General features: G+C 71.2%; 27 protein-coding genes and 1 pseudogene. 14 read left to right on the top strand and 14 right to left on the bottom strand.

Annotated features, from left to right (window positions below; genetic code table 11):
• Positions 1–52 precede the first annotated feature (52 nt).
• Positions 53–3181: a molecular chaperone Hsp90 gene (locus tag ABZ117_RS06195; RefSeq protein ID WP_356817874.1), complete on the top strand. Its 3129-nt coding sequence runs from the start codon at positions 53–55 to the stop codon at positions 3179–3181.
• 135 nt (positions 3182–3316) lie between these two features.
• On the top strand, positions 3317–4075 hold the full coding sequence (locus ABZ117_RS06190; protein ID WP_356817872.1) for a calcium-binding protein: 759 nt from the start codon (positions 3317–3319) through the stop codon (positions 4073–4075).
• 87 nt (positions 4076–4162) lie between these two features.
• Here ABZ117_RS06190 and ABZ117_RS06185 read toward each other — a convergent pair whose 3' ends face one another.
• Together ABZ117_RS06185 and ABZ117_RS06180 are read right to left on the bottom strand one after the other, a co-directional pair.
• Positions 4163–6565, bottom strand: coding sequence for an HAD-IC family P-type ATPase (locus ABZ117_RS06185; protein WP_356817870.1), 2403 nt, complete (start codon positions 6563–6565; stop codon positions 4163–4165).
• A gap of 73 nt (positions 6566–6638) precedes the next feature.
• Positions 6639–6884 carry a DUF2530 domain-containing protein gene (locus ABZ117_RS06180; RefSeq protein ID WP_356817868.1) on the bottom strand — a complete coding sequence of 82 codons (246 nt, stop codon included), beginning with the start codon at positions 6882–6884 and terminating at the stop codon, positions 6639–6641.
• 193 nt (positions 6885–7077) lie between these two features.
• Here ABZ117_RS06180 and ABZ117_RS06175 point away from each other — a divergent pair, with 193 nt between their 5' ends.
• Positions 7078–8529, top strand: coding sequence for an NCS2 family permease (locus ABZ117_RS06175; RefSeq protein WP_356817866.1), 1452 nt, complete (start codon positions 7078–7080; stop codon positions 8527–8529).
• A gap of 13 nt (positions 8530–8542) precedes the next feature.
• Here ABZ117_RS06175 and ABZ117_RS06170 read toward each other — a convergent pair whose 3' ends face one another.
• Entirely contained in the window at positions 8543–8725 is a 183-nt protein-coding gene (locus ABZ117_RS06170; protein WP_356817864.1) for a ribbon-helix-helix protein, CopG family, read from the bottom strand.
• A 154-nt stretch (positions 8726–8879) separates the two neighbouring features.
• Here ABZ117_RS06170 and ABZ117_RS06165 point away from each other — a divergent pair, with 154 nt between their 5' ends.
• Both ABZ117_RS06165 and ABZ117_RS06160 read left to right on the top strand, forming a co-directional pair.
• Complete coding sequence (locus ABZ117_RS06165) at positions 8880–9317, top strand: MarR family transcriptional regulator (protein ID WP_356817862.1); 438 nt, start codon at positions 8880–8882, stop codon at positions 9315–9317.
• A gap of 102 nt (positions 9318–9419) precedes the next feature.
• Positions 9420–10691 carry an MFS transporter gene (locus ABZ117_RS06160; RefSeq protein ID WP_356817860.1) on the top strand — a complete coding sequence of 424 codons (1272 nt, stop codon included), beginning with the start codon at positions 9420–9422 and terminating at the stop codon, positions 10689–10691.
• 44 nt (positions 10692–10735) lie between these two features.
• Here the strand turns inward: ABZ117_RS06160 and ABZ117_RS06155 are convergent, their stop codons facing one another.
• On the bottom strand, positions 10736–11251 hold the full coding sequence (locus tag ABZ117_RS06155; RefSeq protein ID WP_356817858.1) for a GNAT family N-acetyltransferase: 516 nt from the start codon (positions 11249–11251) through the stop codon (positions 10736–10738).
• A 38-nt stretch (positions 11252–11289) separates the two neighbouring features.
• Between ABZ117_RS06155 and thpR the strand changes: the two genes are divergently transcribed.
• Positions 11290–11862 (top strand): RNA 2',3'-cyclic phosphodiesterase, encoded by a 573-nt coding sequence (thpR, locus tag ABZ117_RS06150; RefSeq protein ID WP_356817856.1) that lies wholly within the window; start codon positions 11290–11292, stop codon positions 11860–11862.
• Between the two features lie 317 nt (positions 11863–12179).
• Here the strand turns inward: thpR and ABZ117_RS06145 are convergent, their stop codons facing one another.
• Both ABZ117_RS06145 and ABZ117_RS06140 read right to left on the bottom strand, forming a co-directional pair.
• Entirely contained in the window at positions 12180–13175 is a 996-nt protein-coding gene (locus tag ABZ117_RS06145; RefSeq protein WP_356817854.1) for an aldo/keto reductase, read from the bottom strand.
• A gap of 72 nt (positions 13176–13247) precedes the next feature.
• On the bottom strand, positions 13248–13931 hold the full coding sequence (locus ABZ117_RS06140) for a GDSL-type esterase/lipase family protein (protein WP_356817853.1): 684 nt from the start codon (positions 13929–13931) through the stop codon (positions 13248–13250).
• A gap of 99 nt (positions 13932–14030) precedes the next feature.
• Between ABZ117_RS06140 and ABZ117_RS06135 the strand changes: the two genes are divergently transcribed.
• Positions 14031–14999, top strand: a complete 969-nt coding sequence (locus ABZ117_RS06135) for a WD40 repeat domain-containing protein (RefSeq protein ID WP_356817851.1) — start codon at positions 14031–14033, stop codon at positions 14997–14999.
• A gap of 188 nt (positions 15000–15187) precedes the next feature.
• Positions 15188–16816, top strand: a complete 1629-nt coding sequence (locus ABZ117_RS06130; protein WP_356817850.1) for an alpha/beta hydrolase — start codon at positions 15188–15190, stop codon at positions 16814–16816.
• Between the two features lie 49 nt (positions 16817–16865).
• Here the strand turns inward: ABZ117_RS06130 and ABZ117_RS06125 are convergent, their stop codons facing one another.
• The 3 genes from ABZ117_RS06125 to ABZ117_RS06115 all read right to left on the bottom strand — a co-directional run bounded on the left by ABZ117_RS06125 (position 16866) and on the right by ABZ117_RS06115 (position 17930).
• Positions 16866–17336 carry a hypothetical protein gene (locus ABZ117_RS06125; protein WP_356817848.1) on the bottom strand — a complete coding sequence of 157 codons (471 nt, stop codon included), beginning with the start codon at positions 17334–17336 and terminating at the stop codon, positions 16866–16868.
• Positions 17337–17410: 74 nt separating this feature from the next.
• Positions 17411–17644, bottom strand: coding sequence for a DUF397 domain-containing protein (locus ABZ117_RS06120; RefSeq protein ID WP_356817846.1), 234 nt, complete (start codon positions 17642–17644; stop codon positions 17411–17413).
• Positions 17628–17930 carry a hypothetical protein gene (locus tag ABZ117_RS06115; protein WP_356817844.1) on the bottom strand — a complete coding sequence of 101 codons (303 nt, stop codon included), beginning with the start codon at positions 17928–17930 and terminating at the stop codon, positions 17628–17630. The genes ABZ117_RS06120 and ABZ117_RS06115 overlap by 17 nt, the downstream gene beginning before the upstream one ends.
• A gap of 182 nt (positions 17931–18112) precedes the next feature.
• On the opposite strand from ABZ117_RS06115, the gene ABZ117_RS06110 reads away from it, so the two are divergent.
• On the top strand, positions 18113–18880 hold the full coding sequence (locus ABZ117_RS06110) for a DUF6879 family protein (protein WP_356818159.1): 768 nt from the start codon (positions 18113–18115) through the stop codon (positions 18878–18880).
• Between the two features lie 18 nt (positions 18881–18898).
• A complete protein-coding gene (locus tag ABZ117_RS06105) occupies positions 18899–19747 on the top strand; it encodes a helix-turn-helix transcriptional regulator (protein WP_356817843.1) in 849 nt (282 codons plus the stop codon).
• Here the strand turns inward: ABZ117_RS06105 and ABZ117_RS06100 are convergent.
• Together ABZ117_RS06100 and ABZ117_RS06095 are read right to left on the bottom strand one after the other, a co-directional pair.
• Positions 19737–20018, bottom strand: coding sequence for a hypothetical protein (locus ABZ117_RS06100; protein WP_356817841.1), 282 nt, complete (start codon positions 20016–20018; stop codon positions 19737–19739). The genes ABZ117_RS06105 and ABZ117_RS06100 overlap by 11 nt on opposite strands.
• Positions 19999–20421: an ATP-binding protein gene (locus ABZ117_RS06095; protein ID WP_356817839.1), complete on the bottom strand. Its 423-nt coding sequence runs from the start codon at positions 20419–20421 to the stop codon at positions 19999–20001. Before ABZ117_RS06095 ends, ABZ117_RS06100 begins: the two co-directional genes overlap by 20 nt.
• Positions 20422–20560: 139 nt before the next feature.
• Between ABZ117_RS06095 and ABZ117_RS06090 the strand changes: the two genes are divergently transcribed.
• Together ABZ117_RS06090 and ABZ117_RS06085 are read left to right on the top strand one after the other, a co-directional pair.
• On the top strand, positions 20561–21424 hold the full coding sequence (locus tag ABZ117_RS06090; RefSeq protein ID WP_356817838.1) for a helix-turn-helix transcriptional regulator: 864 nt from the start codon (positions 20561–20563) through the stop codon (positions 21422–21424).
• A gap of 2 nt (positions 21425–21426) precedes the next feature.
• The gene (locus tag ABZ117_RS06085) at positions 21427–21615 is read left to right on the top strand and encodes a DUF397 domain-containing protein (RefSeq protein ID WP_356817836.1); all 189 of its coding nucleotides are present in this window, start codon (positions 21427–21429) and stop codon (positions 21613–21615) included.
• A 297-nt stretch (positions 21616–21912) separates the two neighbouring features.
• On the opposite strand, the gene ABZ117_RS06080 is transcribed toward ABZ117_RS06085, so the two are convergent.
• A complete protein-coding gene (locus ABZ117_RS06080; protein WP_356817834.1) occupies positions 21913–22689 on the bottom strand; it encodes an alpha/beta fold hydrolase in 777 nt (258 codons plus the stop codon).
• A 50-nt stretch (positions 22690–22739) separates the two neighbouring features.
• Here ABZ117_RS06080 and ABZ117_RS06075 point away from each other — a divergent pair, with 50 nt between their 5' ends.
• Together ABZ117_RS06075 and ABZ117_RS06070 are read left to right on the top strand one after the other, a co-directional pair.
• Positions 22740–23153 carry a MarR family transcriptional regulator gene (locus ABZ117_RS06075; RefSeq protein WP_356817832.1) on the top strand — a complete coding sequence of 138 codons (414 nt, stop codon included), beginning with the start codon at positions 22740–22742 and terminating at the stop codon, positions 23151–23153.
• 211 nt (positions 23154–23364) lie between these two features.
• Complete coding sequence (locus ABZ117_RS06070) at positions 23365–23769, top strand: SgcJ/EcaC family oxidoreductase (protein ID WP_356817830.1); 405 nt, start codon at positions 23365–23367, stop codon at positions 23767–23769.
• 12 nt (positions 23770–23781) lie between these two features.
• On the opposite strand, the pseudogene ABZ117_RS06065 reads toward ABZ117_RS06070, so the two are convergent.
• A pseudogene (locus ABZ117_RS06065) lies at positions 23782–24713 on the bottom strand (IS5 family transposase).
• A 202-nt stretch (positions 24714–24915) separates the two neighbouring features.
• Complete coding sequence (serC, locus tag ABZ117_RS06060) at positions 24916–26034, bottom strand: phosphoserine transaminase (RefSeq protein ID WP_356817828.1); 1119 nt, start codon at positions 26032–26034, stop codon at positions 24916–24918.
• Between the last annotated feature and the right edge of the window lie 20 nt (positions 26035–26054).

The following is a 26054-nucleotide window of genomic DNA, read 5'->3' as shown; positions in this document are numbered from 1 at the left end:
TCCCGCCCGCCGGCGCTGTACCTTCGACCTCACGTCGACGAGGAGAGTGAACGTGAGCAAGTTCGTCCGGCCGGCGGCCGAGGGCGCCGACCCCTTCGGCACCGCCCGTCTGCGCCGCGGCGTTCTCGACGCCTGGGCGACCAGCCCCGCCCGGTTCCGTGAGGACGCCAACGCCGAGGAGGACCTCGTCCTGGGCGGCTACCGCGACCGGCTCGTGGTGGAGCTGGCCCAGAACGCCGCCGACGCCGCCGCCAGAGCGGGCGTGCCGGGGCGGCTGCGGCTCACCCTCCGCGACGGCGTGCTGGTGGCCGCGAACACCGGCGCCGCCCTGGACGCGGCCGGTGTCGAGTCGCTGTCCACGCTGCGGGCCTCCGCGAAGCGGGACGCCGGGAGCACGCACGGCGCCGTCGGCCGGTTCGGCGTCGGTTTCGCCGCCGTCCTCGCGGTGACGGACGAACCCGCGGTCGTGGGACGGCACGGCGGGGTGCGCTGGTCCCTCGCCGAGGCGCGGGAGCTGGCCGCCGGCACCGCCCGGCACAGCCCGGGACTCGGCGACGAGGTGCGGCGCCGCGACGGACACGTGCCCCTGCTGCGGCTGCCCTTCGCCGCCGAGGGCACGGCCCCGGACCCGTACGACACCGCCGTCATCCTGCCGCTGCGGGACGCCGCCGCGGCCGGTCTCGCCGAGCGGCTCCTCGACGCCGTCGACGACGCGCTGCTCCTCGCCCTGCCGGGCCTGGAAGAGGTCGTGATCGAGGTGGAGGCCGCGCCGGCCCGGACCCTGCGCCGGCGTGCCGAGGGCGGCCTCACCGTCGTGGAGGACTCCCGGGCGGGCGCGACGGCGTGGCGGACCGCGTCCGCGCACGGCCCGCTCACCCCCGACCTGCTCGCCGACCGGCCCGTGGAGGAGCGGCTGCGGCCCCACTGGTCGGTGACCTGGGCGGTGCCCGCCGACGAGCAGGGGCGGCCGGTGCCGCCCCGCACGAGCGCCGTCCTGCACGCGCCGACCCCCAGCGACGAACCGCTGGGCGTGCCCGCCCTGCTCATCGCCTCCTTCCCCCTCGACACCACCCGACGGCACGCGGCCCCCGGTCCCCTCACCGACTTCCTGGTGCAGCGCGCGGCCGACGTCTACACCGAACTCCTCGCCGGCTGGCGGCCGGTGACCGACGGGATCATCGGCCTCGTACCCGGGCCGCTGGGCCGCGGCGAGCTGGACGGGGCGCTGCGGCAGGCGGTCCTGGAGCGGCTGCCGCGGACCGCCTTCCTGCCGCCGGCCGTCGAGCCGGACGGCGACGACGAACTGCCCGAGACCCTGCGGCCCCGGGACGCCGAGGTCGTGGAGGGCGCCGGGGCCGGCACCGTACGCGTCCTCGCGGAGGTGCTGCCCACGCTGCTGCCCGCCGGGCTGGAGCGGCGCGCCGAACTGCGCACCCTCGGGGTCGCCCGGCTGCCGCTCGCCGACGCCGTCGACCGGCTCGCCGGGCTGGAGAAGGACCCCGACTGGTGGTGGCGGCTCTACGACAGCCTCGCCGGCATCGACCCCGACCGGCTCTCCGGACTGCCGGTGCCCCTCGCGGACGGACGGACGGCCGTCGGGCCCCGGCAGGTCCTCCTGCCCACCCCCGACGCCGCCCCCGTCGACCCCGACGTCCTCGGGCGGCTCGGACTGAAGGTCGCCCACGAGGACGCCGCGCACCCGCTGCTGGAGAAGCTGGGCGCGCTGCCCGCGTCACCGCGCGCGGTGCTGACGACCCCGCAGGTGCGGGCCGCCGTGGCCGGTTCCCTGGACGAGGGCGGCGGGGCCGGCTGGGAGGAGGACGCGCCGGACGCCGAGGAGCTGGCCGAGACCGTCCTCGCCCTGGTCCGGGACGCCGGGCTGGAGCCGGGCGACGAACCCTGGCTGGGTGCCCTGGCGCTGCCCGACGAGGACGGGGAACTCGCGCCCGCCGGTGAACTCGTCCTCCCCGGAAGCCCGTTCGCCCGGGTGATCCGGGAGGACGAACTGGCCGCCGTGGACGCCGGGCTGGCCGAGCGGTGGGGTGCGCGGCCGCTGGCCGCCTGCGGGGTGCTCGCCGACTTCGCGCTCGTCCGCGCCACCGACGTCGTCCTGGACCCGGACGAACTGGAGCCCCGCGAGGGCGACTACGCCGAACCCGACGACGCCGGCCTGCTGGACGCCGTCGACGTGTGGTGCGAGGACATCCTCGACCGGTTCCCGGACAGCCCGGTGCCGCCGGTCGCCACCGAACTCGTCGCCGTGCGCGACCTGGACCTGGTGGACGACGCCCACTGGCCCGAGGCGCTGGCCCTGCTGGCCCGGCCGCCGCTGCGGGACGCCCTGACCCAGCCGGTGCGGATCCTGCTGCCCGACGGCACCCACGAGGCCGTACGGCCGTACACCGCCTGGTGGTTGCGCGGGCACCCCGTCCTGGACGGGCGGCGCCCGGCCGGGCTGCTCGCCGCCGGCGGGGACCCGCTGCTGCGCGGGCTGTACGACGAGGCCGACGCCACCGGGTTCGAGGACGAGCAGGTGCTGCGGGCGCTCGGCGTACGCACCTCCGTCGGCGCGCTGCTGGACGAACCCGGCGGCGCCGCCGAACTCCTTGACCGGCTCGCCGACCCGGACCGCCCGGTCACCGCCGCCCAACTGCACGGCCTGTACGGGGCGCTGGCGGACCTGGACCCCGAGCAGGTGACGCTGCCGGACGAGCTGCGGGCCGTGGTCGACGGGCGGGTGGAGGTCGTGGACGCCGGCGCGGCCGTCGTGGTCGACTCCCCGGACCTGCTGCCGTTCACCGCCGGGGTGCCGCTGCTGCCGGTCCGGCCCGCGCGGGCCGCCGAGCTGGCCGAGCTGCTCCAGGTGCGGCGTCTGAGCGAGTCCGTCACCGGCGAGGTGCACTCGGAGGGGACCGAGCACGAGGTGCCCCGCCCGGTGCGGGCGCTGCTCGGGCCGCGGACGCCCGGCACGTACGTCGAGCACGGCGAACTCGTCGTGGACGGCGTCGGGATCGACTGGCGGCTCACCGACGACGGCGTGCTGCACGCGGCCACCCTGGAGGGCGTCGCCGCGGGGCTGGCGTGGGCGGCGGGGCAGTGGCCGCGGCGGTTCGAGGTGGCCGCGCTGCTGGAGGACCCGTCGCGGACGGAGGAACTGGCGCGGGACCGGTGGTTCGACTGACGGCGGCCGTGCCGGTCCCGACGGTTCTCGACGGGCCGCGGGAAAAATCTGATCAGTAGTACAACCTTTCACGATGTCCCCGCGTCACATGTCCGGAGTCACACGACTCCCCCGATCTGAACGTGGGGACACCACATGCGCATCCGAGTCTCTGCCGCCGTCGTCGGCGGTGCTCTGGCCCTGTCCGCTCTCGCCGTGCCGGCCGCGCAGGCCGACGGCAGCCAGGGCGACACCAAGATCACCAAGGTGGTCGTGGACGGTGACAACAAGGTGTCGGTCGGCACCTCCAGCCCCGTCACCGTCAAGGTCAGCGTGACCGCCACGGACGCCTCGGGGATCAAGGGCGCCGACGAGTTCGACCTCTACGGCCCCGACAACGGGTACGCGACGACCGCCAAGCCCACCTGCGCCGAGGTGAACGCCACCACCTCCACCTGCACCGCCTCGGTGACGATCGACCCGAAGACGGACTACCTCACCAACAAGAGCGCCGGCACCTGGTACGTGGACGCGTGGGTCGACGCCAACGACGAGGACTACATCTGGAAGGAGAAGGCCGGCTCCTTCTCCTTCCAGCGCGCCGCCAAGCTCACCGCCGACGCGGCCCCCGAGCCGGTGGTGAAGGGCAGGACCCTCACCGTCACCGGCGCCCTCACCCGCGCCAACTGGGAGTCCCTGAAGTACGGCGCCTACGGCTCGCAGGCCGTCAAGCTCCAGTACCGCAAGAGCGGCTCCAGCACGTACACCACGCTGAAGACGGTCACGGCGGACTCCCAGGGCAACCTGAGGACCACCACCACCGCCTCGGCCGACGGCTACTACCGCTACTCCTTCGCGGGCAACTCGACCACGGCCGCGGTCAGCGCCACCGGCGACTTCGTCGACGTGAAGTAGGCGTAAGCGGCACCGTGCAGGGCCCCGGGAGCGACAGTGCTCCCGGGGCCCTTCATCGTGAGGCGGCGTTCGATTGAGGTCGGGGTGTCAGGCCGGGAACCGCCGACCCACCCACCGCCACGCGAACTCCAGCAGCACCGCCGCCCCCGCCGCGACCCCCGCCGCCGTCCACGGCATCTCCACGCCGACCAGGTGGAGCGCGAAGAAGTCCCGCAGGACCGGTACCACGAGGACGAGCAGGAACGCCCCGCCCATGGCCGCCACCAGCGCCATCCGCCACCAGGTGTAGGGCCGGGCGATGATCGCCAGTACCCACAGGGAGACCAGGAACAGGGTCAGGGTGGCCGCGCTGGTCTCCGCCGCCAGGGCGCCCGGGCCGGTGTAGTGGTGGCGGGCGAGCAGGTACGTCACGAAGGTCGCCCCGCCGGCCACCATGCCGCCGGGGACCGCGTACCGCATCACCCGGCGCACGAAGTGGGGCTGTGCCCGCTCCTTGTTGGGTGCCAGGGCCAGGAAGAAGGCCGGCACGCCGATGGTGAGGGTGGAGAGCAGGGTCAGATGCCGGGGCAGGAAGGGGTACTCCACCTGCGCACACACCACCAGCACCGCCAGCAGCACCGAGTAGACGGTCTTGACCAGGAACAGCGTCGCCACGCGCGTGATGTTGCCGATCACCCGGCGGCCCTCGGCGACCACCGGGGGCAGGCTGGCGAAACTGTTGTCCAGCAGCACGATCTGGGCCACCGCCCGGGTGGCCTCCGAACCCGAGCCCATGGCGACGCCGATGTCCGCGTCCTTCAGCGCCAGGACGTCGTTCACGCCGTCCCCGGTCATCGCGACCGTGTGCCCGCGTGACCGGAGCGCGCCGACCATGTCCCGTTTCCGGCGCGGGCCGACCCGCCCGAAGACGGTGCCCGCATCGAGGGCCTCCGCCAGGGCCGGCCGGTCGTCGGGCAGCTGCCGCGCGTCCACCGCCGTACCGTCCAGCCCCAGTCTCGCGGCGACCGCGCCGACCGACACCGCGTTGTCCCCGGAGACGACCTTGGCGCGGACGCCCTGCTCGGCGAAGTAGCGCAAGGTCTCGGCCGCGTCGGCGCGCAGCCGCTGCTCCAGCACGACGAGCGCGGTGGGGCGGGCGCCCCGGGCCGGCTCGGCGTCGTCCAGGTCGCGGCTCGCCCGGGCCAGGAGCAGCACCCGCAGCCCCTGCTCGTTCAGCCGCGCGGTCTCGGCCAGGGCCGGGGCGCCGGGGCCGAGCAGGACGTCGGGGGCGCCCAGCAGCCAGGTGCTGACCTCGCCGTCGCCCTCGCTGAACGCGGCCCCGCTGTACTTGCGGGCCGAGGAGAACGGCAGCGACTCCACGCACCGCCACTCCTCGGTGTCGGGGCAGGCGTCGATGATCGCCTGGAGGGAGGCGTTGGGGCGCGGGTCGGACTCGCCGAGCGCGCCGAGGACCTTGCGTACGTACGTCTCGTCCGCGCCGTCCAGCGGTCGCAGACCGGTGACGTTCATGCCGCCCTCGGTGAGCGTGCCGGTCTTGTCCAGGCAGACGGTGTCGACGCGGGCGAGCCCCTCGATGGCCGGCAGTTCCTGCACCAGGCACTGTCTGCGGCCCAGCCGGATGACACCGATCGCGAAGGCCACCGAGGTGAGCAGCACCAGCCCCTCCGGGACCATCGGCACGATCCCGCCGACCGTGCGGGCGACGGCGTCGGCGGGGGCGTCGCTCTTGACGACGAGCTGGGTGACGACGAGTCCGAGGGCCGCGGGGACCATCATCCAGGTGACGTACCTGAGGATGGTGGAGATGCCGCTGCGCAGCTCGGAGTGGACGAGCGTGAACCGGGTCGCCTCCTCGGCGAGCTGGGCGGCGTAGGCCTCGCGGCCGACCCGCGTCGCGGTGAAGGCGCCGCCGCCGGCGACCACGAAGCTGCCGGACATGACCCGGTCGCCGGGGCGCTTGACGACCGGGTCGGCCTCGCCGGTGAGCAGCGACTCGTCGATCTCCAGGCCGTCCGCCTCCGCGCACACCCCGTCGACCACGACCCGGTCACCGGGGCCGATCTCGACGAGGTCGTCCAGGACGATCGCGCCGGTGCCCACCTCGGTGGCGGCCCCGTCCCGCCGTACCGTCGGCCGGGCCTCCCCGATCACCGCCAGCGAGTCCAGGGTCTGCTTCGCCCGCCACTCCTGCACGATGCCGATACCGGTGTTGGCGATGATCACGAAGCCGAAGAGGCTGTCCTGGAACGGCGCGACACACAGCATGATCAGCCACAGGACGCCGATGATCGCGTTGAACCGGGTGAGGACGTTCGCCCGGACGATCTCCCGCAGCGACCGGCTGCCGCGCACCGGCACGTCGTTGACCTGCCCCCGGGCGACGCGTTCCGCGACCTCGGTCCCGGTGAGGCCGCCCGGCCGGCGCACGGGCGGGGGTGCGGGCGCGGGGTGCGCGGGGCCGAGTTCCGCACCCGCGTCCATGGGGGTCATGTGCTCGACGGTACGTGCGGTCGTGTCCCGTCGCCCGCCGGACCGGGCCGGGCGGACCGGGCGGGCCGGGCGGCTACCCGGCGGCCCGCTTGAGCGCCGCGTCCCGCCCGCGCACGTACCAGACGCCGATCAGGCCCAGACCGCCGCCCGCCAGGCACGTCCACAGCCACCACAGGTGCCCGTGGTCGTCGAACCAGCCGTAGAAGGGCAGCTGGACGAGGAAGAGCGCGAACCACACGATCGTGATGCCGGTGATGGTGGCGACCACGGGCCCCTCCAGGGGCTCCGGCGCTTCGTGCTGAGGGGTCCACTTGGCCATGGGGACAGCTTACGAGGCGGTGCGCACGCGGCGGCCGGCACGGACGTGCTCAGCGGACGCGATCAATTCTACGCGCGGAGATAGCGATCTTCTCTCTCATACCTTCATACTGAAACCGTTTGTCTCTGACCACTTCCGCTCGTACGAAACTCCAACGGGGCTCGGGGGAACCCCGCTGGTGATGAGGTTGCGCATGTCCACCTCGGCCCCTGCCAAGGTCCCCACCCCCGAGAAGCCGGGCGGTGCGTCCGGCTTCGGTCCCCTCGACCGCTACTTCAAGATCTCCGAGCGCGGCAGCTCCGTCGCCCGTGAGGTCCGCGGTGGTTTCGCCACCTTCTTCGCGATGGCGTACATCATCGTGCTGAACCCGATCATCCTGGGCAGCGCCAAGGACATGTACGGCCACCACCTGGACAACGGCCAGCTGGTGACCGCCACCGCGCTGACGGCCGCGTTCACCACGCTGCTGATGGGCGTCATCGGCAACGTCCCGATCGCGCTCGCCGCCGGCCTCGGCGTGAACTCCGTCGTCGCGCTCCAGCTGGCACCCCGGATGTCCTGGCCGGATGCCATGGGCATGGTCGTCCTGGCCGGATTCGTGGTCATGCTGCTGGTCGCCACCGGTCTGCGCGAGCGGGTGATGAACGCCGTGCCGTTCGGCCTGCGCAAGGCGATCGCGATCGGCATCGGCCTGTTCATCATGCTGATCGGCCTGGTCGACTCCGGGTTCGTCACCCGGATGCCGGACGCGGCCCAGACCACCGTCCCGCTCCAGCTGGGCACCGGCGGTCACCTCACCGGCTGGCCCGTGCTGATCTTCATCCTGGGCGCGCTGCTCACCTTCGCGCTCATCGTCCGCAAGGTGCCGGGCGCCATCCTGATCTCGATCGTCGGCATGACCGTCCTCGCGGTCGTCATCAACGCGGTCGCCACCATCCCGTCCTGGGGCCTGACCGTCCCGAAGTGGCCGGGCAACCCGGTCTCCACGCCCGACTTCGGCCTGGTCGGCCAGGTCAGCCTGTTCGGCGGGTTCTCCAAGGTCGGCGTGCTGACCGGCATCCTCTTCGTCTTCACGGTCCTGCTGTCGTGCTTCTTCGACGCGATGGGCACGATCATGGGCATCAGCGACGAGGCCAAGCTGACCGACGCCCAGGGCTACATGCCCGGCATCAACAAGGTCCTCTTCGTGGACGGCCTCGCGGTCGCCGCGGGCGGCGCCAGCTCCTCCTCGGCCACCACGGCCTTCGTGGAGTCCACGGCCGGCGTCGGCGAGGGCGCCCGCACGGGCCTGGCGAACGTCGTCACGGGCGGCCTGTTCGCGGTGGCGCTGTTCCTCACCCCGATCGCCACCATGGTCCCGTCCCAGGCGGCCACCCCGGCGCTGATCGCGGTCGGCTTCCTGATCCTGTCGAACTCCGTCAAGGAGATCGACTGGGCCGACTACACGATCGCGATCCCCGCCTTCGTGACGATGCTGATGATGCCGTTCACGTACTCGATCACGAACGGCATCGGCATGGGCTTCATCACCTTCACGGTGCTGCGCCTGGCCGCCGGGCGGGCCCGGGAGATCCCGGTGGCGATGTACGCCGTCTCGGCCGTCTTCGCGTTCTACTACCTGATGCCGGCGCTGGGTCTCACCTGAGTCCCCGCCTGCCTCAGGTGACCCCGTAGAACCTCTCCGTCTCCTCGACGGCGGCCCGGAACCGCTCGTCGAAGTCACCGCGAATGAGCGTCCGGACGACATAGTCCTGGACGCTCATTCCTCTTTTCGCCGCGTGGTGCCGGAGCCGCTCGAGCAGCTCCCCGTCTATCCGCAGGCTGAGCACACTGGTCCCCATGCGTACGAGGGTCGCCACAGGCGGCCCGCCGGTGCGCCGCTTTCCGCGACCGGCTCACCCGTACGGGTGATGGATGCGCGCAGTGGCGGGCGTCACGGACGGCACGGCCGTCCCGAGTGGTCTTTAGCGAGAGTAATGAGTTACGCTAAAGAACATGCCGGACCTTACCCATGGCGACGACGCTGCCGCCGTGAACTCCCTGCGCTCCGCCGTGATGCGGCTGTCCCGTCGGCTCAAGCACCAACGCGTCGACGAGTCGCTGAGCCCCACCGAGATGTCGGTGCTCGGCACCCTCGCCCGCTGCGGCTCGGCCACCCCGGGCGAACTGGCCCGCAAGGAGCACGTCCAGCCGCCGTCGATGACCCGCATCGTCGCGCTGCTGGAGGCCAAGGGGCTGGTCCGGCTGGAGCCGCACCCCGAGGACCGGCGGCAGAAGGTCGTCACCCAGACCGAGCAGGCCGAGGCCATGCTCGAGGAGAGCCGCCGCAAGCGCAACCTGTTCCTGGCAGGCCTGGTCGAGGGCCTCGGCGAGGACGAGTGGGCCGCCCTGCGCGCCGCCGCCCCCGTACTGGAGAAGCTCGCACACCTGTAAGCAAGCCACCGGAGGAGGCGAACCCTTTTGAGTACGGGATCCGGAGCACCTTCCGCCCCCGCACCGACCGCCACTACTGCCCCAGCCCCCCGCGCGACGTCGATGTTCAGCTCGCTGAAGATCCGGAACTACCGCCTCTTCTTCATGGGCCAGGTCGTCTCCAACACGGGCACCTGGATGCAGCGCATCGCCCAGGACTGGCTGGTCCTCTCGCTCACCGGCTCCTCCGCGGCCGTCGGCATCACGACCGCCCTCCAGTTCCTGCCGATGCTGCTGTTCGGCCTCTACGGCGGCGTCCTCGTGGACCGCCTGCCCAAGCGGCCGACCCTGCTGGGCACCCAGACCGCCATGGCCGTCACCGGTCTGGCACTGGCCGCGCTGACCCTCTCGGGCCACGTCCAGGTCTGGCACGTCTACGTCGCCGCGTTCGCCGTCGGCCTCGCCACCGTGCTCGACAACCCGGCCCGCCAGTCCTTCGTCTCCGAGATGGTGGGCCCCGACCAGCTCCAGAACGCGGTCAGCCTGAACTCCGCGAACTTCCAGTCCGCCCGGCTCGTCGGCCCCGCCGTCGCCGGTCTGATGATCACCGGCGTGGGCACCGGCTGGGCGTTCCTCGCCAACGGCCTGTCCTTCGCCGCGCCCCTCGCCGGCCTGCTGCTGATGCGGGCCCGCGAGCTGCACGTGGTCCAGCGCGCGCCGCGCGGCAAGGGCCAGCTGCGGGAGGGCCTGGACTACGTAGCCAAGCGGCCCGAGCTGATCTGGCCGATCGTCCTGGTCGGCTTCATCGGCACGTTCGGCTTCAACTTCCCGGTGTGGCTGTCGGCCTACGCGGACGACGTCTTCCACGCCGGCGCCGGCGCCTACAGCCTCTTCAACACCCTGATGGCCGTCGGTTCCCTCGTCGGCGCCCTGCTGGCCGCCCGGCGCGGCACGGCCCGGCTGCGCGTCCTGATCGGCGCCGCGCTGGCCTTCGGCACGCTGGAGACGGTGGCCTCGGTCGCCCCCGGGTACTGGCTGTTCGCGCTGCTCATGGTGCCCATCGGCGTCTGCGGCCTGACGGTGAACGTCACCGCGAACACGGCGGTCCAGATGGCCACCGACCCGGCCATGCGCGGCCGGGTGATGGCCCTGTTCATGATGGTCTTCATGGGCGGTACGCCGCTCGGCGCGCCGGTCGTCGGCTGGCTCACCGACACCTACGGCGCCCGGATCGGCTTCGCGGCCGGCGGCGTGGTGTCGGCCGTCGCGGCCGGTGCCGTCGGACTGGTCCTCTCCCGCATCGGCGGCTTGCGCCTGTCGGTGGGCTGGCACCACGGCCACCCGCGGGTCCGCTTCGTCCCGCGCGAGCCGGAACGGCTGACTACGGCGGCCTGAGCGGACCGGAGGGCCCCGGGGGAGGGCCGGGGCCTCCCGGGGCCCTACAGGACCCGCCGGGCCAGCACCTGCCCCGGCCACGCGTCCTCACCGTAGGTGAAGGGCTCGGTCCGGATGAAGCCGTTGCGTTCGTAGTAGGCGACCAGCTTGCCGTCGTCGCCCGCGTAGCAGTCCACCCGCAGCAGGGAGATCCCCTCCGCCCGGGTCACCCGGGCCGCGTGCGCGAGGAGGGCGGCCCCGGCGCCCTGGCCCTTGAAGCGGCGGTCGGAGGCGAGCAGGTTGATGTACCGCTCGGGTTCGTCGGCGGGCTCCAGGTACGGGCCGGGCGCGTCGGTCAGGGTGAGGGTGGCGGCCGGGACGCCGTCCACCTCGGCCACGTACGGCCGGCCCCGGGCGGCGTACCGCTCGACCATGGCGACGGCCCGGGGATTGTCCGACCACGGCTCGGTGCCCCACTGCCGGGTACGGCCCTGTGAGACCAGCCACTCCACGGAGCTGTCCAGCATGCCCAGGATCAGGGGAACGTCGTCGGGGCCGCCTTCGCGGATCGTGATCGGCATCGGATCATCATGCCCCCGGGATTTGGGATCGTGAAGACATGAGACTCTTCGCCGCCGTACTGCCCCCGGAGGACGTCATCGAGGAACTCGCCGTCGTGGCGGCCCGGTTGGGGGAACTGCCGGGTGCCGGCGGGCTGCGCTGGACCGGCCGCCCCGGCTGGCACCTCACCCTCGCCTTCTACGGCGAGGTCACCGACGCCCTCGTCCCCGCCCTGTCGGACCGCCTGGCCCGCGCCGCCCACCGTACGGCCCCCTTCGCCCTGAGCCTCGCGGGCGGCGGCCGGTTCGGGCAGGGCCGCGCGCTGTGGGCGGGTGTCCGGGGAGACGTGGAGGCCCTGCGGCTGCTGGCCGGGCGGGCCGAGGCGGCGGCACGGAAGGCCGGGGTGCCGATGGGGGAGCACCGGCCCTACAAGGCCCATCTCACGCTGGCCCGCGGCCGGGAGGCGGTGGACGTACGGCCCTTCGTCACCGCGCTCGCGGAGTTCACCGGCAGCCCCTGGACGGTCGCGGACCTCGCCCTCGTGCGCAGCAGCCTGCCGAGGTCCGGCGTACCCGGCGAGCAGCCCCGCTACGAGGCGGTCGCCCGCTGGGCACTCGGCGCGGGCAGCTAGGCTCGACGGCGTGGACCCGAAGACGCGGAACCGGATCATGGCCGGTGTGCTGGTGCTGATGTTCGTGGTGGTGGCCTTGGCGGCGGCCGTCAGGTAGCGGCGACCCCTGCGACCGTCCGGCACCGCGGTGGCCGGGAGGCGGCGGTACTGCGGTGCTTGCCGGGAGGCGGCGGTGCCGCGGTGACTGCCGGGCCCGGCACCGCGGTGGCCGGGAGGTGGCGGCACTGCGGTGACTGCCGGGAGGCGGCGGCTGCCGGCCGTCTCAGGGCCCGCGGCCGCCGCCGATCCCCGTGCTCCGGGCGGAGCGCCGGTGACGGTTACCAGGCGAAGGCCTCCGGGGACGGGCCCGGCCCCGGGAAGATCTCGTCCAGGCCGGACAGCACGTCCTCGCTCAGCTCCAGCTCCACCGCTCGGAGCGCCGACTCCAGCTGCGCGGCCGTGCGCGGGCCGACGATCGGGCCGGTGACGCCGGGCCGGGTCAGCAGCCAGGCCAGGGCCACCTCGCCGGGCTCCAGGCCGTGCTTGTCCAGCAGGTCCTCGTAGGCCTGGATCCGCGCGCGGGCGGCCGGGTCAGCGAGGGTGTCCGAGGCCCGGCCGGAGCCGCGGCGACCGCCCTGGACCTCCTTCTTGAGGACCCCGCCCAGCAGGCCGCCGTGCAGCGGCGACCACGGGATGACGCCGAGTCCGTACTCCTGCGCGGCCGGGATGACCTCCATCTCGGCCCGGCGCTCGTACAGGTTGTACAGGCACTGCTCGCTGACCAGGCCGATGGTGCCGCCGCGGCGGGCGGCGATCTCGTTGGCCTGGGCGATCTTGTAGCCGGGGAAGTTGGAGGAACCCGCGTACAGGATCTTGCCCTGCTGGACGAGGACGTCGACGGCCTGCCAGATCTCCTCGAACGGGGTGTTCCGGTCGATGTGGTGGAACTGGTACAGATCGATGTGGTCCGTCTGGAGCCGCTTCAGGCTGGCGTCCACCGCGCGCCGGATGTTCAGCGCGGAGAGCTTGTCCTGGTTGGGCCACACGGACGCGCCGTCCTGCCCCATGTTGCCGTACACCTTGGTGGCGATGACGACCTTGTCGCGCCGGTCACCGCCCTTGGCGAACCAGTTGCCGATGATGGACTCGGTCCGGCCCTTGTTCTCGCCCCATCCGTAGACGTTCGCGGTGTCGAAGAAGTTGATGCCCGCGTCCAGCGCCGCGTCCATGATCGCGTGGCTGTCGGCTTCGTCCGTCTGCGGGCCGAAGTTCATCGTCCCGAGGACGAGCCGGCTGACCTTGAGTCCCGTGCGTCCGAGCTGTGTGTACTTCATGGTTCACCAGCCAACGACCTGGAGTGCGCTCAAGGCAAGGCCACGGGCCGCGAGTCCGACGCCGGTACCCGGTCAGGCCGCTTCGGTGGCGTACGGCTGTCCGACGCCCCACGCCTGCCACATCGCCCCCGCGAACGCCCCCGCGATCCGGTGTTCCCCGTGCGCGTTGGGATGGGTGCCGTCGTACGTGTCGGTGTGGATGTCGTACGCCTCCGGCGGCGAGGCCGACAGCAGGGGTGAGCGGGGTTCGTCCAGGTCGGCCACGGCCTTGGCGAGCAGTTCGTTGAACCGGGTCACCTGCTCGGCGAAGGACGGGTCGTCCGCGGCCCGGATGTTCGGGATCACCGGCAGCAGCACCATGCGGATGCGCGGGTCCGCCTCGCGGGCCGCGGTGACGAAGGCCCGTACGTTGTCCGCCGTCTGCTCGGCGTTGGTGTAGAAGCCGAGGTCGATCAGGCCGAGGGAGACGAGGAGGACGTCGGGGCGGTGGGCCCGCACGGCGTCGCCGATCAGCGGGACCATGTGCAGCCAGCCCTCGCCCCAGCCCGCCAGGTGCGCGCGGGGGAAGTCGGGCTCGGCGTAGGCGAGGGACGTCGGGGCGTCGTCCTGTTTGTCGTACAGCGTCTCGCGCGGGCCGACGAAGGTGAACGGGCCGCCGTGCGACGCGCACAGGTGCCGCCACAGCCGGTAACGCCACGTGTGCTCGCCCGCGCTCCCGATCGTCATGGAGTCGCCCACGGGCATGAACCTAAGCATCCGGTCATGATGGACGATCGCTGGAGCCCGCGGGATCCGGGGTGCGTGTGAGGCGGACCACGTCCCCCGAACACCCGGCGGTGATGGCAGGCTTGGCGCATGCGTCGATCGTTCGCCGTCCTCGCCGGGGTGCTGCTCGCCGGCGCCTGCGCGCTGCCCGCCTCCGCCGCCGACGGCACCGGCGACCGGGGGTTCACCCTCAAGGATCCGCGGATCACCGAGTCCAGCGGGCTCGCCGCCTCCCGTCTGCACCCCGGTGTCTACTGGACGCACAACGACAGCGACGACGGGCCGTACCTCTACGCCGTCGACAGCGCCACCGGCAGGACCGTCGCCCGGATCACCCTGCGCGGTATCGGTTCCCCGCGCGACGTCGAGGCCGTCTCCATCGGGCCGCACAACGAGATCTACGTCGGTGACATCGGCGACAACTTCGGCGGCCGGTGGCCGTACGTGTGGATCTACAAGTTCCCCGAGCCCAAGCGGCTGACGGACCAGGCGGTCACGGCCACGCAGTACGTCGTGAAGTACGCGAACGGGCCCCGCGACGCCGAGTCGCTGCTCGTCCACCCGAGGACCGGGCGCGTCTACATCATCGACAAGAAGCAGGACGGCGGGCACCTGTACGAGGGCCCGGCCACCCTCTCCACTTCCGGCGCCAACGTCTTCCGGCCCGTCGCCGCCGTCGACCTGTGGGCCACCGACGCCGCGTTCTCCCCGGACGGCCGGCAACTCGCCGTCCGCGGGTACTTCGGCGGCGTGTACTACGGCTTCGACGGCGGCCGGATCAAGCGCGAGGGCACCCTCGACGTGCCGTTGCAGGGGCAGGGCGAGTCGGTGTCGTACTCCGCCGACGGCACCAGGCTGATGTACGGCAGCGAGGGCGCCGACAGCGCGGTCCGGGCGGAGGACGCCCCGGCCCGCCCCGGCGCCAAGTCGCCTTCGGCGGAACGCGGTTCCGGCGCCTCGGAAGGCAAGGGCGGCGGCGCGAGCCTCAAGGTCGGCGCCGTGATCGTCGTGGCGGGACTGGCGGCCCTGTTCGGCCTGCGGCGGCTGCGGCGCGGCTGAACGCGGTGGGCGGAGGGAGAACAGCCCGTCCGGGTTCTCCTCCGCACGTCCATTTCCGCCTCCTCCGTGAGGCGTAGCAGGACTGTTCCACAGAGGGATCCGTCAACTTCCTCGACGCGAAATGCTGTCCGCGTCCCGGAAGTTGACGGAAAGGAACGGCCATCGTGCGGAAAGGACGCTTGGCGCCCATGCTTGCCGTGGGCGTCACGGCAACGCTGATTCCCGCTCTCGCGCCGGCGCAGGCCTCCGCGGCGGAACCGCTGGGGAAGTACGAGAACCAGAAGCCCGCGTGGCACAGATGCGACGCGTCCGAGCCCGCTGCGTTCCAGTGCGCGACGATCAGGGTCCCGCTCGACTACAGCCGCCCGACCGGCAGGACGATCGAGCTGGCCGTCTCCCGCCTGAAGACCGGCGTCCCGGGCAAGCGGCACGGCGCGCTCCTCTTCAACCCCGGCGGTCCCGGTGGCGAGGGCCTGGAGATGCCCCTCATGATGAAGGACGCGCTGCCCAAGAAGGTCCGCGAGCAGTACGACCTCATCGGGTTCGATCCGCGGGGCGTGGGGCGCAGCAGCCCGGTCACCTGCCGTCTCACGGAGACGGAGCAGAACTCCGAACACCCCTACAAGCGCGAGACGTTCAGCCATGACGTCAAGTGGGCCCGGACCGTCGCCGACAAGTGCCGTGCCCGCAACGGCGACAGGCTTCGGTACATCACCACCCGCAACACCGCCCGCGACATGGACGTCGTCCGCGCCGTCCTCGGCGAGAAGAAGATCTCCTACCTGGGTTACTCCTACGGCACGTACCTGGGCGCCGTCTACGCGCAGCTGTTCCCCGGGCGCACCGACCGCTTCGTGCTGGACAGCGCGGTCGACCCGGCACGTGTCTGGCGCGGCATGATCCAGGTCTGGGCGGAGGGCAGCGAGCCGGCGTTCACCCGCTGGACGAGGTGGACCGCGCAGCACCACCGCACCTACAAGCTCGGCACCACCCCGGCCCAGGTGCGGAAGACGTTCTGGGAGCTGGTCGCCCGGGCCGACCGCACCCCCATCGACGACGGCGGCGCGAAGGTCACCGGTGACGACATCCGCGCGGGCCTGCGCGGTGCGTTCTTCAGCCCCAAGTACGCGGCTGAGGCGGTCGTCGAGCTCAAGAAGGCCGCCGACGGCCATGCGCCCTCCCGCCATGCCCTTCTTCCCGGCGGGCAGCAGGAGCCGCGCTGGTCCGCGGCCCACGCGGGTTCGATGACTTCCGCGGCCTCCGCGGCCTCCGCGGCCTCCGCGGCCTCCGCCGCCTCCGCCGCCTCCGCCGCGCAGCCTCCGGCCGACAACGGCAGCGCTGTCTTCTGGGCCGTGGTCTGCGGCGACACCGCGGCCTGGCCGCGCGATCCGGAGCAGTACCGGCGTGACGCGATCCGGGACAAGGCCAGGTATCCGCTCTACGGCGACTTCGGCTCCAACATCACGCCCTGCGCGTTCTGGGACAAGCCGACCGAGCCCGTCACCGCCGTCCGCAACCACGTCGGCCTGCTCACCGTGCAGAACCAGTGGGACCCCCAGACGCCCCTGGCCAGCGGCCTGGGCATGCACCGCGCCCTGAGGGGATCGCGCATGGTGTACGTCAAGGGCGGCGAAGGGCACGGCGTCTACTCCGCGGACCCGCGCTCCTGCGCCGACCGCACCGTCAACGCCTACCTGAGCACCGGGAGGCTTCCGGCACGGGACGTCACCTGCGTGGCGTCCGGGAGCCAGGGCCTCGGTGCCAAACCGCACATCGTCCCGGCACCCCGCCACACCCCCGGAAGTCCCCGCTTCTGACCCGCCGGTGCACACAGGGCGCCCGGTGTCCACCGGGCGCCCTTTCCCGTCAGACGCCCAGCGGGCACGGCAGGGTCGGGAGCTGATGGTTCGGGGCGCAGCTCACCAGCGCCAACGAGAGGTACGCGGGACGTTCGAGGTAGAAACCGAGCGAGACGTCGCCCCCCGCTTCCAGCCGCTCGGCCGCCGAGGTGACGAGGGTGCTCAGACGCGTGCCGCTGCGCTGCGACTCGGAGGCGAACCGGGGCGCGTACTCGGTGAGACGGTCACTCAGCCAGGCTGCCGCCGCCTTCGCGTCCTGCCATGTCCCGCGGACCAGCGAGCCCGGTTTGGCCAGCCAGTACGCCGTCTCCAGCGGGGGCAGGTCGGAGGCCGGGAACTCGACGGCGGCCGTGCGGTACCGCTGGATCAACTCGGGGCTGCTGCCGGGCGGGGGCGGCTCGGGGTGGGGAGGGCGGCGCAGGGACTCCTGGTCGAAGCGGGCTTTGGGGCCGGTCCAGAGGTAGGCGTGGTGGTGCATGGGACCCACTCGGTGTGTAGGAGGGGCAGCAGGTCCCTGGCACGCTCACGCCGTGCCAGGGACCGGCTGGTGGCTCAGACCGGCAGGCCGAACCGTGCCGGGTCGAGGCCGGCGGCTTCCAGCTCGGCCGAGGTGAAGCGCAGCGGCTGCGCGTCGGGCCGCTTGCTGTCACCGACGGCCCAGGCGTCCTCACCGATACGGGCCAGGGTCACGCACGCCTCGCCGTCCGGGTGAGTGCTTCCTCCGCACGCCTTCACGAACGAGGCGCTGTTGAGGTCGAGCGCGTACAGGTCACTTCCGTTCACCATCGGTGCACCTTCCTGCTCCGCTGTCGCGGCCGAGTCCGGCCGCCGCCGCCCTGGGCGGGCGGGAGTCCATGGGGGGAGAGGGGCGGTCGTGGACGCCCGACGGGTGGTCCCGGATCTCGGTGGCGTGACGCGCGGCCCGTGTGATGTCACCGGCTTGCTTGCGGACGACGAGCTGCCGCCAGTTCGCTGCGCAGACGTCACAGTCGACGGCGGGCACGCAGTCCAGCAGCCAGGCGTCGAAGCCGACGGGCAGCTGCGCCGGAGGTTTCCGCTGTGCGTTCGCCATGGGTGTCACCGTGTCTCCCCGAGTGGGTGTGGCTTCGGAGACGACCGTAGGGAGGCGGAGGGGAGCAACGAATCGAATATTCTCCGTTATTCTCATCCGGTCACTCAGAATGCATGGACATTCACTCTGAGGAACCGACATGCTGGCGCACGAACATCGTCGACACACAGGGGTGGTTGCGCGTGGCACGAAGGTTGCGGTTCAACGGGACGGGGAGCGGTGTCACGGGATGCCCGTCTGTGCACGAGGACTTGGACAGTGGAGAGGTGATCGTGCACGGTCCTCCGCTCACCGACCCGGACGACGTCGCACAGCTCCAGCACCTCTCGGAGGGGGAGGTCGCCGTGGTGGTGCCGCGCGATCTTCTGGTGGACTGGACGCCGAAGGAGCGGACACGGCAGGTGCGGACGATCGACCTGGACGAGTTCCACACCCTGTTCGAGAAGTTCGAGCACACGGCGTGGCGGCTGGAGACGCGCCGCCGGTACGCGAGTGACGAATCGGGCGACCGGTGGGCTCGGTTCATCAAGAACGGAACGATTGGCGAGGACGCGGACTCCGGCTCGGTCTATAGCTGGTGGGCCGAGACGATTCGCGCGCACACGGCCCAGGGCAGGCGGATCGAGCGCGTACGCATCGTGGACCAGCCCGCCACCACTGGCCAGCGATACCTCCTCGACAGCGCCAGATGGAACGTTGGCCTCGGCGAGGACATCCGCAATATGTGGCGCGCCGACGCGGACCGACTCCGTCTGCCTGCTGAGGACTTCTGGCTGTTCGACAGCCGCCTCATCGCACTGCTGCGCTTCGACGACGACGATCAGCTCACGCACGTGGACCTGATCACGGAACCCGCCGAGGTGGTGCGTTGCTGCATGGTGCGGGATGCTGCTTGGCACCACGCCGTAGCGTGGGAACAGTTCATGGGTGAGATGCGCGACGACGCATAGGGGCAAGAGCGGATACCGGTGAGCACGGACTATCAGAGGGCACGCGAGGAACTGGGTCGCAAGCTCAGGCAACTGCGTGTCGAAAGTCTGGACGGCCGGCTCACCGGTATCCAGCTCGCCCAGCGCTTGGGCTGGCCCCAGTCAAAGGTCAGCAAGCTGGAGAACGGCAGGCAGACCCCCACGGATGACGACCTACGAGCATGGACCGATGCCGTGGGGCAACCGGCCGCGTTCGCGGAACTCCGTGCTCGGCTCAGGGGCTTCGAAAGTCATATCCGCTCCTGGCGCCGCCAGTTGTCGGTCGGGCACCGTCCCGTGCAGGAGACCTGGAACGCGCTCGTCGCCGAGTCCCGGGTTCTTCACATGTGGGAGAACAATTTGGTCAGCGGCATGCTCCAGACCGCTGAGTACGCCCGGTACGTCTTCGAGCGCTACACGGATCTCCGTTGCTCCCCGCGAGACACGGACGACGCAGTGCGGGCTCGCATGAAGCGGCAGGAGTGGCTGTACCGGCCTGGCAGACAGCTGAACCTGCTCATGTGGGAAGGAGCACTACGGGCCCAGGTCTGTCCGGCGGAGGTGCTGATAGCCCAACTGGACCGCCTGCTGGGCGTGGTGGGCATGGACACGGTGCGCCTCGGCATCCTTCCCTTGGACGCAGAACTTCGCCTGCCGCCGGGCAACCCCTTTTCCATGCTCGATGAGCGACTGGTCGTTGTCGAGGACTGGCACGCCGAACTCTGGCTGGACGACGCAGAAACGATCGCTCTCTACCGCCGAGTCTGGGACACCCTCGCCGAGTCGGCCGTCTTCGGTGCCGACGCTCAGCAGGTGATCGCCCGGGTCCGCCGGAGCATCAAGGTCTGAGGACGTACGGCCGTACGACGTCGTCGGTGGTCTCCCACAAGGGCGCCCGTGCCGGGGTCGGAGCCTGCCAGCACTCCTCGTCATGGAGGAAAGCGAGCCGGTGGCCGGCCGCGCGGGAGCGTCTGGCCCAGCGGCGCCAGCGGGAGTCATGCGGGTTCGGCAGCCGCCAGACGTAGGGGTCGGGGGTGCGCACCTCCCCCGCGAGGTCCCCGTCGCTCGGCGCGGCACCGGGGGAGAGGCGGGCGAAAGCGTTACGGACGGTCCGGAACACGGGTCGCCTCCGCAGGGGTGAGCGTGAACCGGGCCCACACGGTCTTGGTGTACGGCCCCTGCCGATGCCCCCACGCGTCGGCCAGCGCGGCCACCATCGCCAGTCCGCGTCCGCCCTCCTCGTCCGGGCCGGGGTGGCGGGGCAGGGGAAGTCTGTCCCGGTCCGGGTCGGAGACCTCCAAGGCCAGCTCCCGGTCGCAGAGGATGAGCGTGACCCGGACCCGGGCGGAGGACACCCGGCAGTGGCTCACGGCGTTCGTGACGAGTTCGTTCGCCGACAGGGTGGCCCGGTCGGCGAGTTCGCCGGTGATTCCCCAGTCGGCGAGGGCTTTGTGGACGTGGTGCCGGGCCGTCGGCACGTGGCACCGGTGCGTGGGAATGCGGAAAGTCTCGGTTGCGGGCATGAGCCTGAAGCTAGGAATACATGCAGAGCCGCCGCAATAGAAACCGAGAAATACATGCAGCGGTTTCACTCGATCGCGTGATGTCTCCTCCCAATGTCTGAGCGGTGTGTCATCGTTCCGGCAGAAGAGGGGAGTTGCCATGCCCGCAGGTGGACGACCGACCGTACGCAGCAGGCGACTTGGTACGGCGCTCAGGCAGTACCGGCAGGCCGCCAAACTGGACCAGCCGCAGGCCGCCGAGGTGATCGCCACAAGTCAGGCCAGGATCAGCCGCATCGAGAGCGGTCACGCCACACCGCGAGTCATCGAGGTGCGGTTGCTGCTGGACGCGTACGGCGTCAACGAGTCAGCAGTGCGCGACAAACTCGAAGAGTTGGCCAAGCACTCCAAGAAGCGAGGCTGGTGGCTCGAACACGCAGAGCACCTGCGGCCGGACTACGTCGATCACATCGCGCTGGAGGACGACGCGACGTACATCCGGGAGTGGCAGCCGGTCATGGTGCCAGGGCTTCTGCAAACTCCGCGCTATGCGGACGCGGTCATCGCCGGCGGTCCCCACTACATCGACCCCGATCGGGTTGCCCAGCTGGTGAAGGTGCGCATGGGGCGCCAGGCGAAGATCGAGGAAGGTGGAGCGTCGTACACGGCCATCCTCTGGGAGGCGGTCGTCACGCACCCGCTGGTGAGTGTGGAGATCCATCGGGAACAGTTGTCCGCGATCCTCGAGATCGGCCGGCGGAAGAACGTCACCGTGCAGGTGCTGCCGTTCAGCGCGGGCGTTCTGGCCGGTTACTCCTCCGCCTTCTACTCCTTCAGCTTCGACGAGGAGCCGACGGTCGAAGCGGTCGCCATGGACAACCTGCGCGGCGCGTCGGTCCTCGAAGGGGCGGAGGACCTTGCCGCTTACGCCAATGCGTACGACCTACTACGATCGGCGGCGTTGGCACCGGACGACAGTGCGAAGCTCATCCGGGGCATACTGCGGAGCTTGAAGGAAGACTAATCGTGACCGAGGTCGTCAGCCCCTTCTGGAAGTCGTCGTACTCCGGGCAGGAGAACGCCTGCGTCGAGGTCGCCGACACAACCCACCGCGGCCGCGCCGTCCGCGACAGCAAGCGCCAGGACGGCCCTCTCCTCACCGTCTCCCGGGAGAGCTGGCAGGCGTTCCTCGGGCAGTTCCGGCAGAAGCCGTGACGGCCGTGCGGTAAGCATCCGTCCCCCCGGCCTGTCGGCGTCTACGGTGGCGACCGGTACAGCCGGTCCCTGCGGACGGGAGAGGGGAGCGGGGCGGACGGAGTTCGGCATCTCGATCACGGCGGATCCGTGGACGTGTTCAACACCGACCGGCAGCCGCCGGCAACCATCTGGATCGAAGCCTCCCACCAGCCCACTGATCGCGGCCGAGAACGAAACTCGACAGGCGCCGGGTGCCGAGATGCCGGGCTCATCGCCCCGTGCCCCTTGACGAGATCGCCGCCCGGCGGGAGCGGGCTACGACTGACGCAGAAACGGGTCGATCGCCGCCCAGGTAGCGTCCGGTGCCTCGAGGTGCGGGAGGTGTCCGGCCATCTGGATCTCGGTGAACCGCGCACCGGGGACCGCGTCGGCGACGGCTCGCCCGTACGCGGGTGTGACGACCCGGTCGCTTTCGCCCCACACCACGAGCGTCGGGACGTTCACCGCGCCGAGCCGTCCGAGCAGCGTCGGGTCGCTCATGCTCGTACCGGCGATGACCGCCATGGTGTGACGGTTCGCCTGCTGGATCGCGCGCTGCTCATCGGTGAACCGGGCCGGGTCCACGTACCCGCGCTCGGGGTCGTGCCAGGCGGCCTCCGCGAGCCCACGGGCGTCGAGGGCGAAGAAGTCCGCGACCGGCTCACCGGCGACGACCACGCCGACGCCGTCGATGTCCACCACGGCCCCGATCAGTCCTGCGTACCGCTCGTCGTGCGCTGCCTGCACCGCCATCTCCAGGGCGATCCAACCGCCGATCGAGGAGCCGACCAGCACGACATCATGCTCCCCGTGGGCGAGCAGCCGTGCGAGGTAGCCGGCCGCGAGGTCCGCGACGGAGGTGATGGAGTCGGGGCGCGTCGTGCCGTTCCAGCCGGGATGGGTCGGGGCGAACGCGTGCATGGAGGCTGCGAGATGTCCCACGATGGGCGCGACGGTCTGCGGGCCGCCGCCGCCGTGCAGCACGAGCGCCGTACGCGACGCAGAGTCGCCGGCTTGTATGACAGGAAGGTCGTCGGGGAGGACGGTGTTCATGCTACTCCTGACTCAACATGTTTATATAAGTGCGTTGATAAAGTAGCAGCATGACAACCGACCTGGAAACCCTCGGGCAGGCGATCAAGCGCGCGCAGTACAGAAATCACCGCGCCGCTGATACTGCCCTGCGTGACATCGGGGTCAGCCTTGTGCAGTGGGACGCCCTACGGGCCATTGACCGGATGCCTGGCGCCTCCGGGCATGAGCTCGCCGTCGCGACGTTCCAGAGTGACCAGGCGTTCGGCACGCTGGCGAGCCGGCTCGTCGCTCGTGGGCTCATCGCTCGGTCCGCAGGTCGCGGGCGCCGCCTGGAGCACACCCTCACCGAAACGGGGCGCACCACGCTGGAGGCGGGCCGGCACGTGATGGTCGGCGTGCTTCAGGAGCTCTTCGCGCAACTCGACGAGGCGCAACGTCTGGCACTGCTTCAGACGCTCCTGGTCCTCACCGAGGACGCGTGACACGTCCGACTCCGGTGAGCGCCGGGGAAGCGTCCGCTTCTAGGACATGTCCGGCCGATCATGTAAATGTCTCGTGCCCGGCTCGTTGTCCTGGGCTCAGATTGCCCGGGCAGCTTGTGCCGGAACCGCGCGGGATGTCGGGTCATCCTCAACATCGCCATGCGATGGATCGCTTGACCTCAATCACGCTTGAGGTGTGACGATGATCCACATGACCACGGAATCCACATCCCACGCGGCAGACATCGAAGCGATCAGCCAGCTCGTCGCCACCGTCGAACACTCCCAGCAGAACAAGGACCCCGAGGAGTTCCTCGGCCTCTTCCACCCGGACGCGATATGGACGACAGCCCACGGCAAGGTCCTCATCGGCCTCGACGCGATCTCGGAGTTCACCCGCAAGGTCCTCCCCGCGGCGAGCTGGGACGGCAAGGTCACCTACGAGGTGGTCCACGTGCTCTTCATCCGCCCCGACGTCGCGGCGGTCAAGGTCCGTCAGCGATACCTGGCCCCGGGCGAGGGGAGCGAGGGCGCCCCGCTGTACGTGATCTCGAAGCAAGCCGACGGCCGCTGGCTGCTGACCGCCTGCCAGAACACGGGGGTCGTCGCCGACTAGCTTGCCCGTCGATCAGGTTCGGAGCCAGATCGTGAGGGCTGCCGCTGTGGCGGTGCCGAGGTAGACGTAACGGCGCTTGTCGTAGCGGGTGGCCACGGCCCGGTGCTGCTTAAGCCGGTTGATGGCCCGCTCGACCGTGTTGCGCTTCTTGTACCGCTCTTCGTCGAAGCCCGGCGGCCGCCCGCCGCGTGACCCTTTGCGGAGGCGGGCGGCCTGGCTGTCGGTCTTCTCCGGGATCGTGTGTCGGATGCCCCGGGGCCGCAGGTACTCGCGGCAGGGGCCGTTGCTGTAGGCCTTGTCGGCCGCAACGCTGTCGGGCTTCTTGCGGGGCCTGCCCGGCCCAGCCTTCGGGACTCGAATCTTCTCCAGCACTGGTTTGAACTGGGTGCAGTCCGCCCGCTGGCCCGGTGTGACGACCAGGGACAGCGGGCGGCAGCGGCCGTCCGCGCTCAGGTGGAGCTTGGTGGTGAACCCGCCCCGCGAGCGGCCCAGGCCCTCACCTCCCGCACCACCTCCACCAGGCGGGCGACAAAGCTCTGCCACGCGGTTTCGCTCTGGTGTTCTGGGACTTCGTCCCCCTTTGACGCCGGGGCCGGCGGGGGGTCGATACGAGCGCCAGCCGCGTGCTGATGCGCGCGGACGATGGTGGAGTCGACCGAGATGTCCCAGTCGATCTCACCCGCCCCGTCGGCCGCGGCCTGGACCCGCTGGAGCAGACGCTCCCACGTCCCGTCGGCCGACCACAGCCGGTGCCGTCCGTAGACGGTCTTCCACGGCCCGAACCGTTCCGGCAGGTCTCGCCAGTGAACACCGGTCCGGACCCGGTGCAGAATCCCGTCGATCACCTGGCGGTGGTCCCGCCACCGGCCGCAACGTCGATTACTGACCGGCAGGAACGGCCGCAGCCGTTCCCACTCGCCATCAGTCAGATCACCCCGCCCCATGTCTACATCAACGACCCGGACATGAACCAGTCACATGATCGCCCGGACACGTCCTAGCTGCTGACAGTCGGCCTTACGAGGCGGTGAGCGAAGTCCCCGGCTCGGCGAGGCCTGTTGCTCGACACTCATGGGATCCGGCGCGGATGACACGCGAGGGGCGCCCGGCCGACACCGGGCGCCCTCGTCGTCGTAAGGGTGACGGCTACAGCTTCTCGATCACGTAGTCGACGCACTTCGTCAGCGCCTCGACGTCCGCCGGGTCGATCGCCGGGAACATCGCGACGCGCAGCTGGTTGCGGCCCAGCTTGCGGTACGGCTCGGTGTCCACGATGCCGTTGGCGCGCAGCACCTTGGCGACGGCGGCGGCGTCGATCTCGTCGGAGAAGTCGATCGTGCCGATGACCTGCGAGCGTTCGGCCGGGTCCGTGACGAACGGGCTCGCGTACTTGGACTCCTCCGCCCAGCTGTACAAGCGGGTCGAGGAGTCCTTCGTGCGGGCCGTGGACCAGGCGAGGCCGCCCTGGCCGTTGAGCCACTCCAGCTGCTCGTTGAGCAGGAACAGCGTGGCGAGGGCCGGGGTGTTGTACGTCTGGTTCTTGCGGGAGTTGTCGATCGCCGTCGGGAGGCTGAAGAACTCCGGGATGTGACGGCCGGAGGCGTGGACGCGCTCGGCGCGCTCGATCGCGGCCGGGGAGAAGACGCCGATCCACAGGCCGCCGTCGGAGGCGAAGGACTTCTGCGGGGCGAAGTAGTAGACGTCCGTCTCGGCGATGTCGACGGGCAGGCCGCCCGCGCCGGAGGTGGCGTCGACCAGGACGAGGGCGCCCTCGTCGGCGCCGGCCACGCGCCGGATCGGCATGGCGACACCGGTGGAGGTCTCGTTGTGGGTGAGGCCGTAGACGTCCACGCCGGCTTCGGCCCGTGCCTCGGGGTGGGTGCCGGGGTCGGCGGCCACGACGGTGGGCTCGGCCAGCCAGGGGGCGAGCTTGGCCGCCTTGGCGAACTTGGAGGAGAACTCGCCGAAGGTCAGGTGCTGCGACTTGTTCTCGATCAGACCGTGGGTGGCGATGTCCCAGAAGGCGGTGGAGCCGCCGTTGCCGAGGACGACCTCGTAGCCCTCGGGGAGGGAGAACAGCTCGGAGATGCCCTCGCGGACCTTGCCGACCAGGTTCTTCACCGGCGCCTGCCGGTGCGAGGTGCCCAGCAGGGACGTACCGGTGGCGGCGAGGGCGTCCAGCGCCTCCGTGCGCACCTTGGAGGGGCCCGCGCCGAAGCGTCCGTCGGCGGGCTTGATGTCAGCGGGAATCTGGATGTCGGCCACGGAACGAGGTTAGCCCGTGG

The organism is Streptomyces sp. NPDC006309, assembly GCF_040613095.1.
Taxonomy (GTDB): Bacteria; Actinomycetota; Actinomycetes; order Streptomycetales; family Streptomycetaceae; genus Streptomyces.
Note: the sequence above shows the minus strand (reverse complement) of the source record. Positions and strands in the feature narration are given on the sequence as shown.

Coding starts and splice junctions, on each gene's coding strand:
- ABZ117_RS06175 (WP_356817866.1), top strand. CDS start 7,078: ATGTCCACCTCGGCCCCTGCCAAGGTCCCCACCCCCGAGAAGCCGGGC.
- thpR (WP_356817856.1), top strand. CDS start 11,290: ATGAGACTCTTCGCCGCCGTACTGCCCCCGGAGGACGTCATCGAGGAA.
- ABZ117_RS06120 (WP_356817846.1), bottom strand. CDS start 17,644: ATGGTGAACGGAAGTGACCTGTACGCGCTCGACCTCAACAGCGCCTCG.
- ABZ117_RS06070 (WP_356817830.1), top strand. CDS start 23,365: ATGACCACGGAATCCACATCCCACGCGGCAGACATCGAAGCGATCAGC.
- ABZ117_RS06165 (WP_356817862.1), top strand. CDS start 8,880: ATGCCGGACCTTACCCATGGCGACGACGCTGCCGCCGTGAACTCCCTG.
- ABZ117_RS06180 (WP_356817868.1), bottom strand. CDS start 6,884: ATGGCCAAGTGGACCCCTCAGCACGAAGCGCCGGAGCCCCTGGAGGGG.
- ABZ117_RS06115 (WP_356817844.1), bottom strand. CDS start 17,930: ATGGCGAACGCACAGCGGAAACCTCCGGCGCAGCTGCCCGTCGGCTTC.
- ABZ117_RS06095 (WP_356817839.1), bottom strand. CDS start 20,421: ATGCCCGCAACCGAGACTTTCCGCATTCCCACGCACCGGTGCCACGTG.
- ABZ117_RS06125 (WP_356817848.1), bottom strand. CDS start 17,336: ATGCACCACCACGCCTACCTCTGGACCGGCCCCAAAGCCCGCTTCGAC.
- ABZ117_RS06140 (WP_356817853.1), bottom strand. CDS start 13,931: ATGCTTAGGTTCATGCCCGTGGGCGACTCCATGACGATCGGGAGCGCG.
- ABZ117_RS06090 (WP_356817838.1), top strand. CDS start 20,561: ATGCCCGCAGGTGGACGACCGACCGTACGCAGCAGGCGACTTGGTACG.
- ABZ117_RS06155 (WP_356817858.1), bottom strand. CDS start 11,251: ATGCCGATCACGATCCGCGAAGGCGGCCCCGACGACGTTCCCCTGATC.
- ABZ117_RS06145 (WP_356817854.1), bottom strand. CDS start 13,175: ATGAAGTACACACAGCTCGGACGCACGGGACTCAAGGTCAGCCGGCTC.
- ABZ117_RS06160 (WP_356817860.1), top strand. CDS start 9,420: ATGTTCAGCTCGCTGAAGATCCGGAACTACCGCCTCTTCTTCATGGGC.
- ABZ117_RS06185 (WP_356817870.1), bottom strand. CDS start 6,565: ATGACCCCCATGGACGCGGGTGCGGAACTCGGCCCCGCGCACCCCGCG.
- ABZ117_RS06190 (WP_356817872.1), top strand. CDS start 3,317: ATGCGCATCCGAGTCTCTGCCGCCGTCGTCGGCGGTGCTCTGGCCCTG.
- ABZ117_RS06170 (WP_356817864.1), bottom strand. CDS start 8,725: ATGGGGACCAGTGTGCTCAGCCTGCGGATAGACGGGGAGCTGCTCGAG.
- ABZ117_RS06080 (WP_356817834.1), bottom strand. CDS start 22,689: ATGAACACCGTCCTCCCCGACGACCTTCCTGTCATACAAGCCGGCGAC.
- ABZ117_RS06130 (WP_356817850.1), top strand. CDS start 15,188: ATGCTTGCCGTGGGCGTCACGGCAACGCTGATTCCCGCTCTCGCGCCG.
- ABZ117_RS06135 (WP_356817851.1), top strand. CDS start 14,031: ATGCGTCGATCGTTCGCCGTCCTCGCCGGGGTGCTGCTCGCCGGCGCC.
- ABZ117_RS06075 (WP_356817832.1), top strand. CDS start 22,740: ATGACAACCGACCTGGAAACCCTCGGGCAGGCGATCAAGCGCGCGCAG.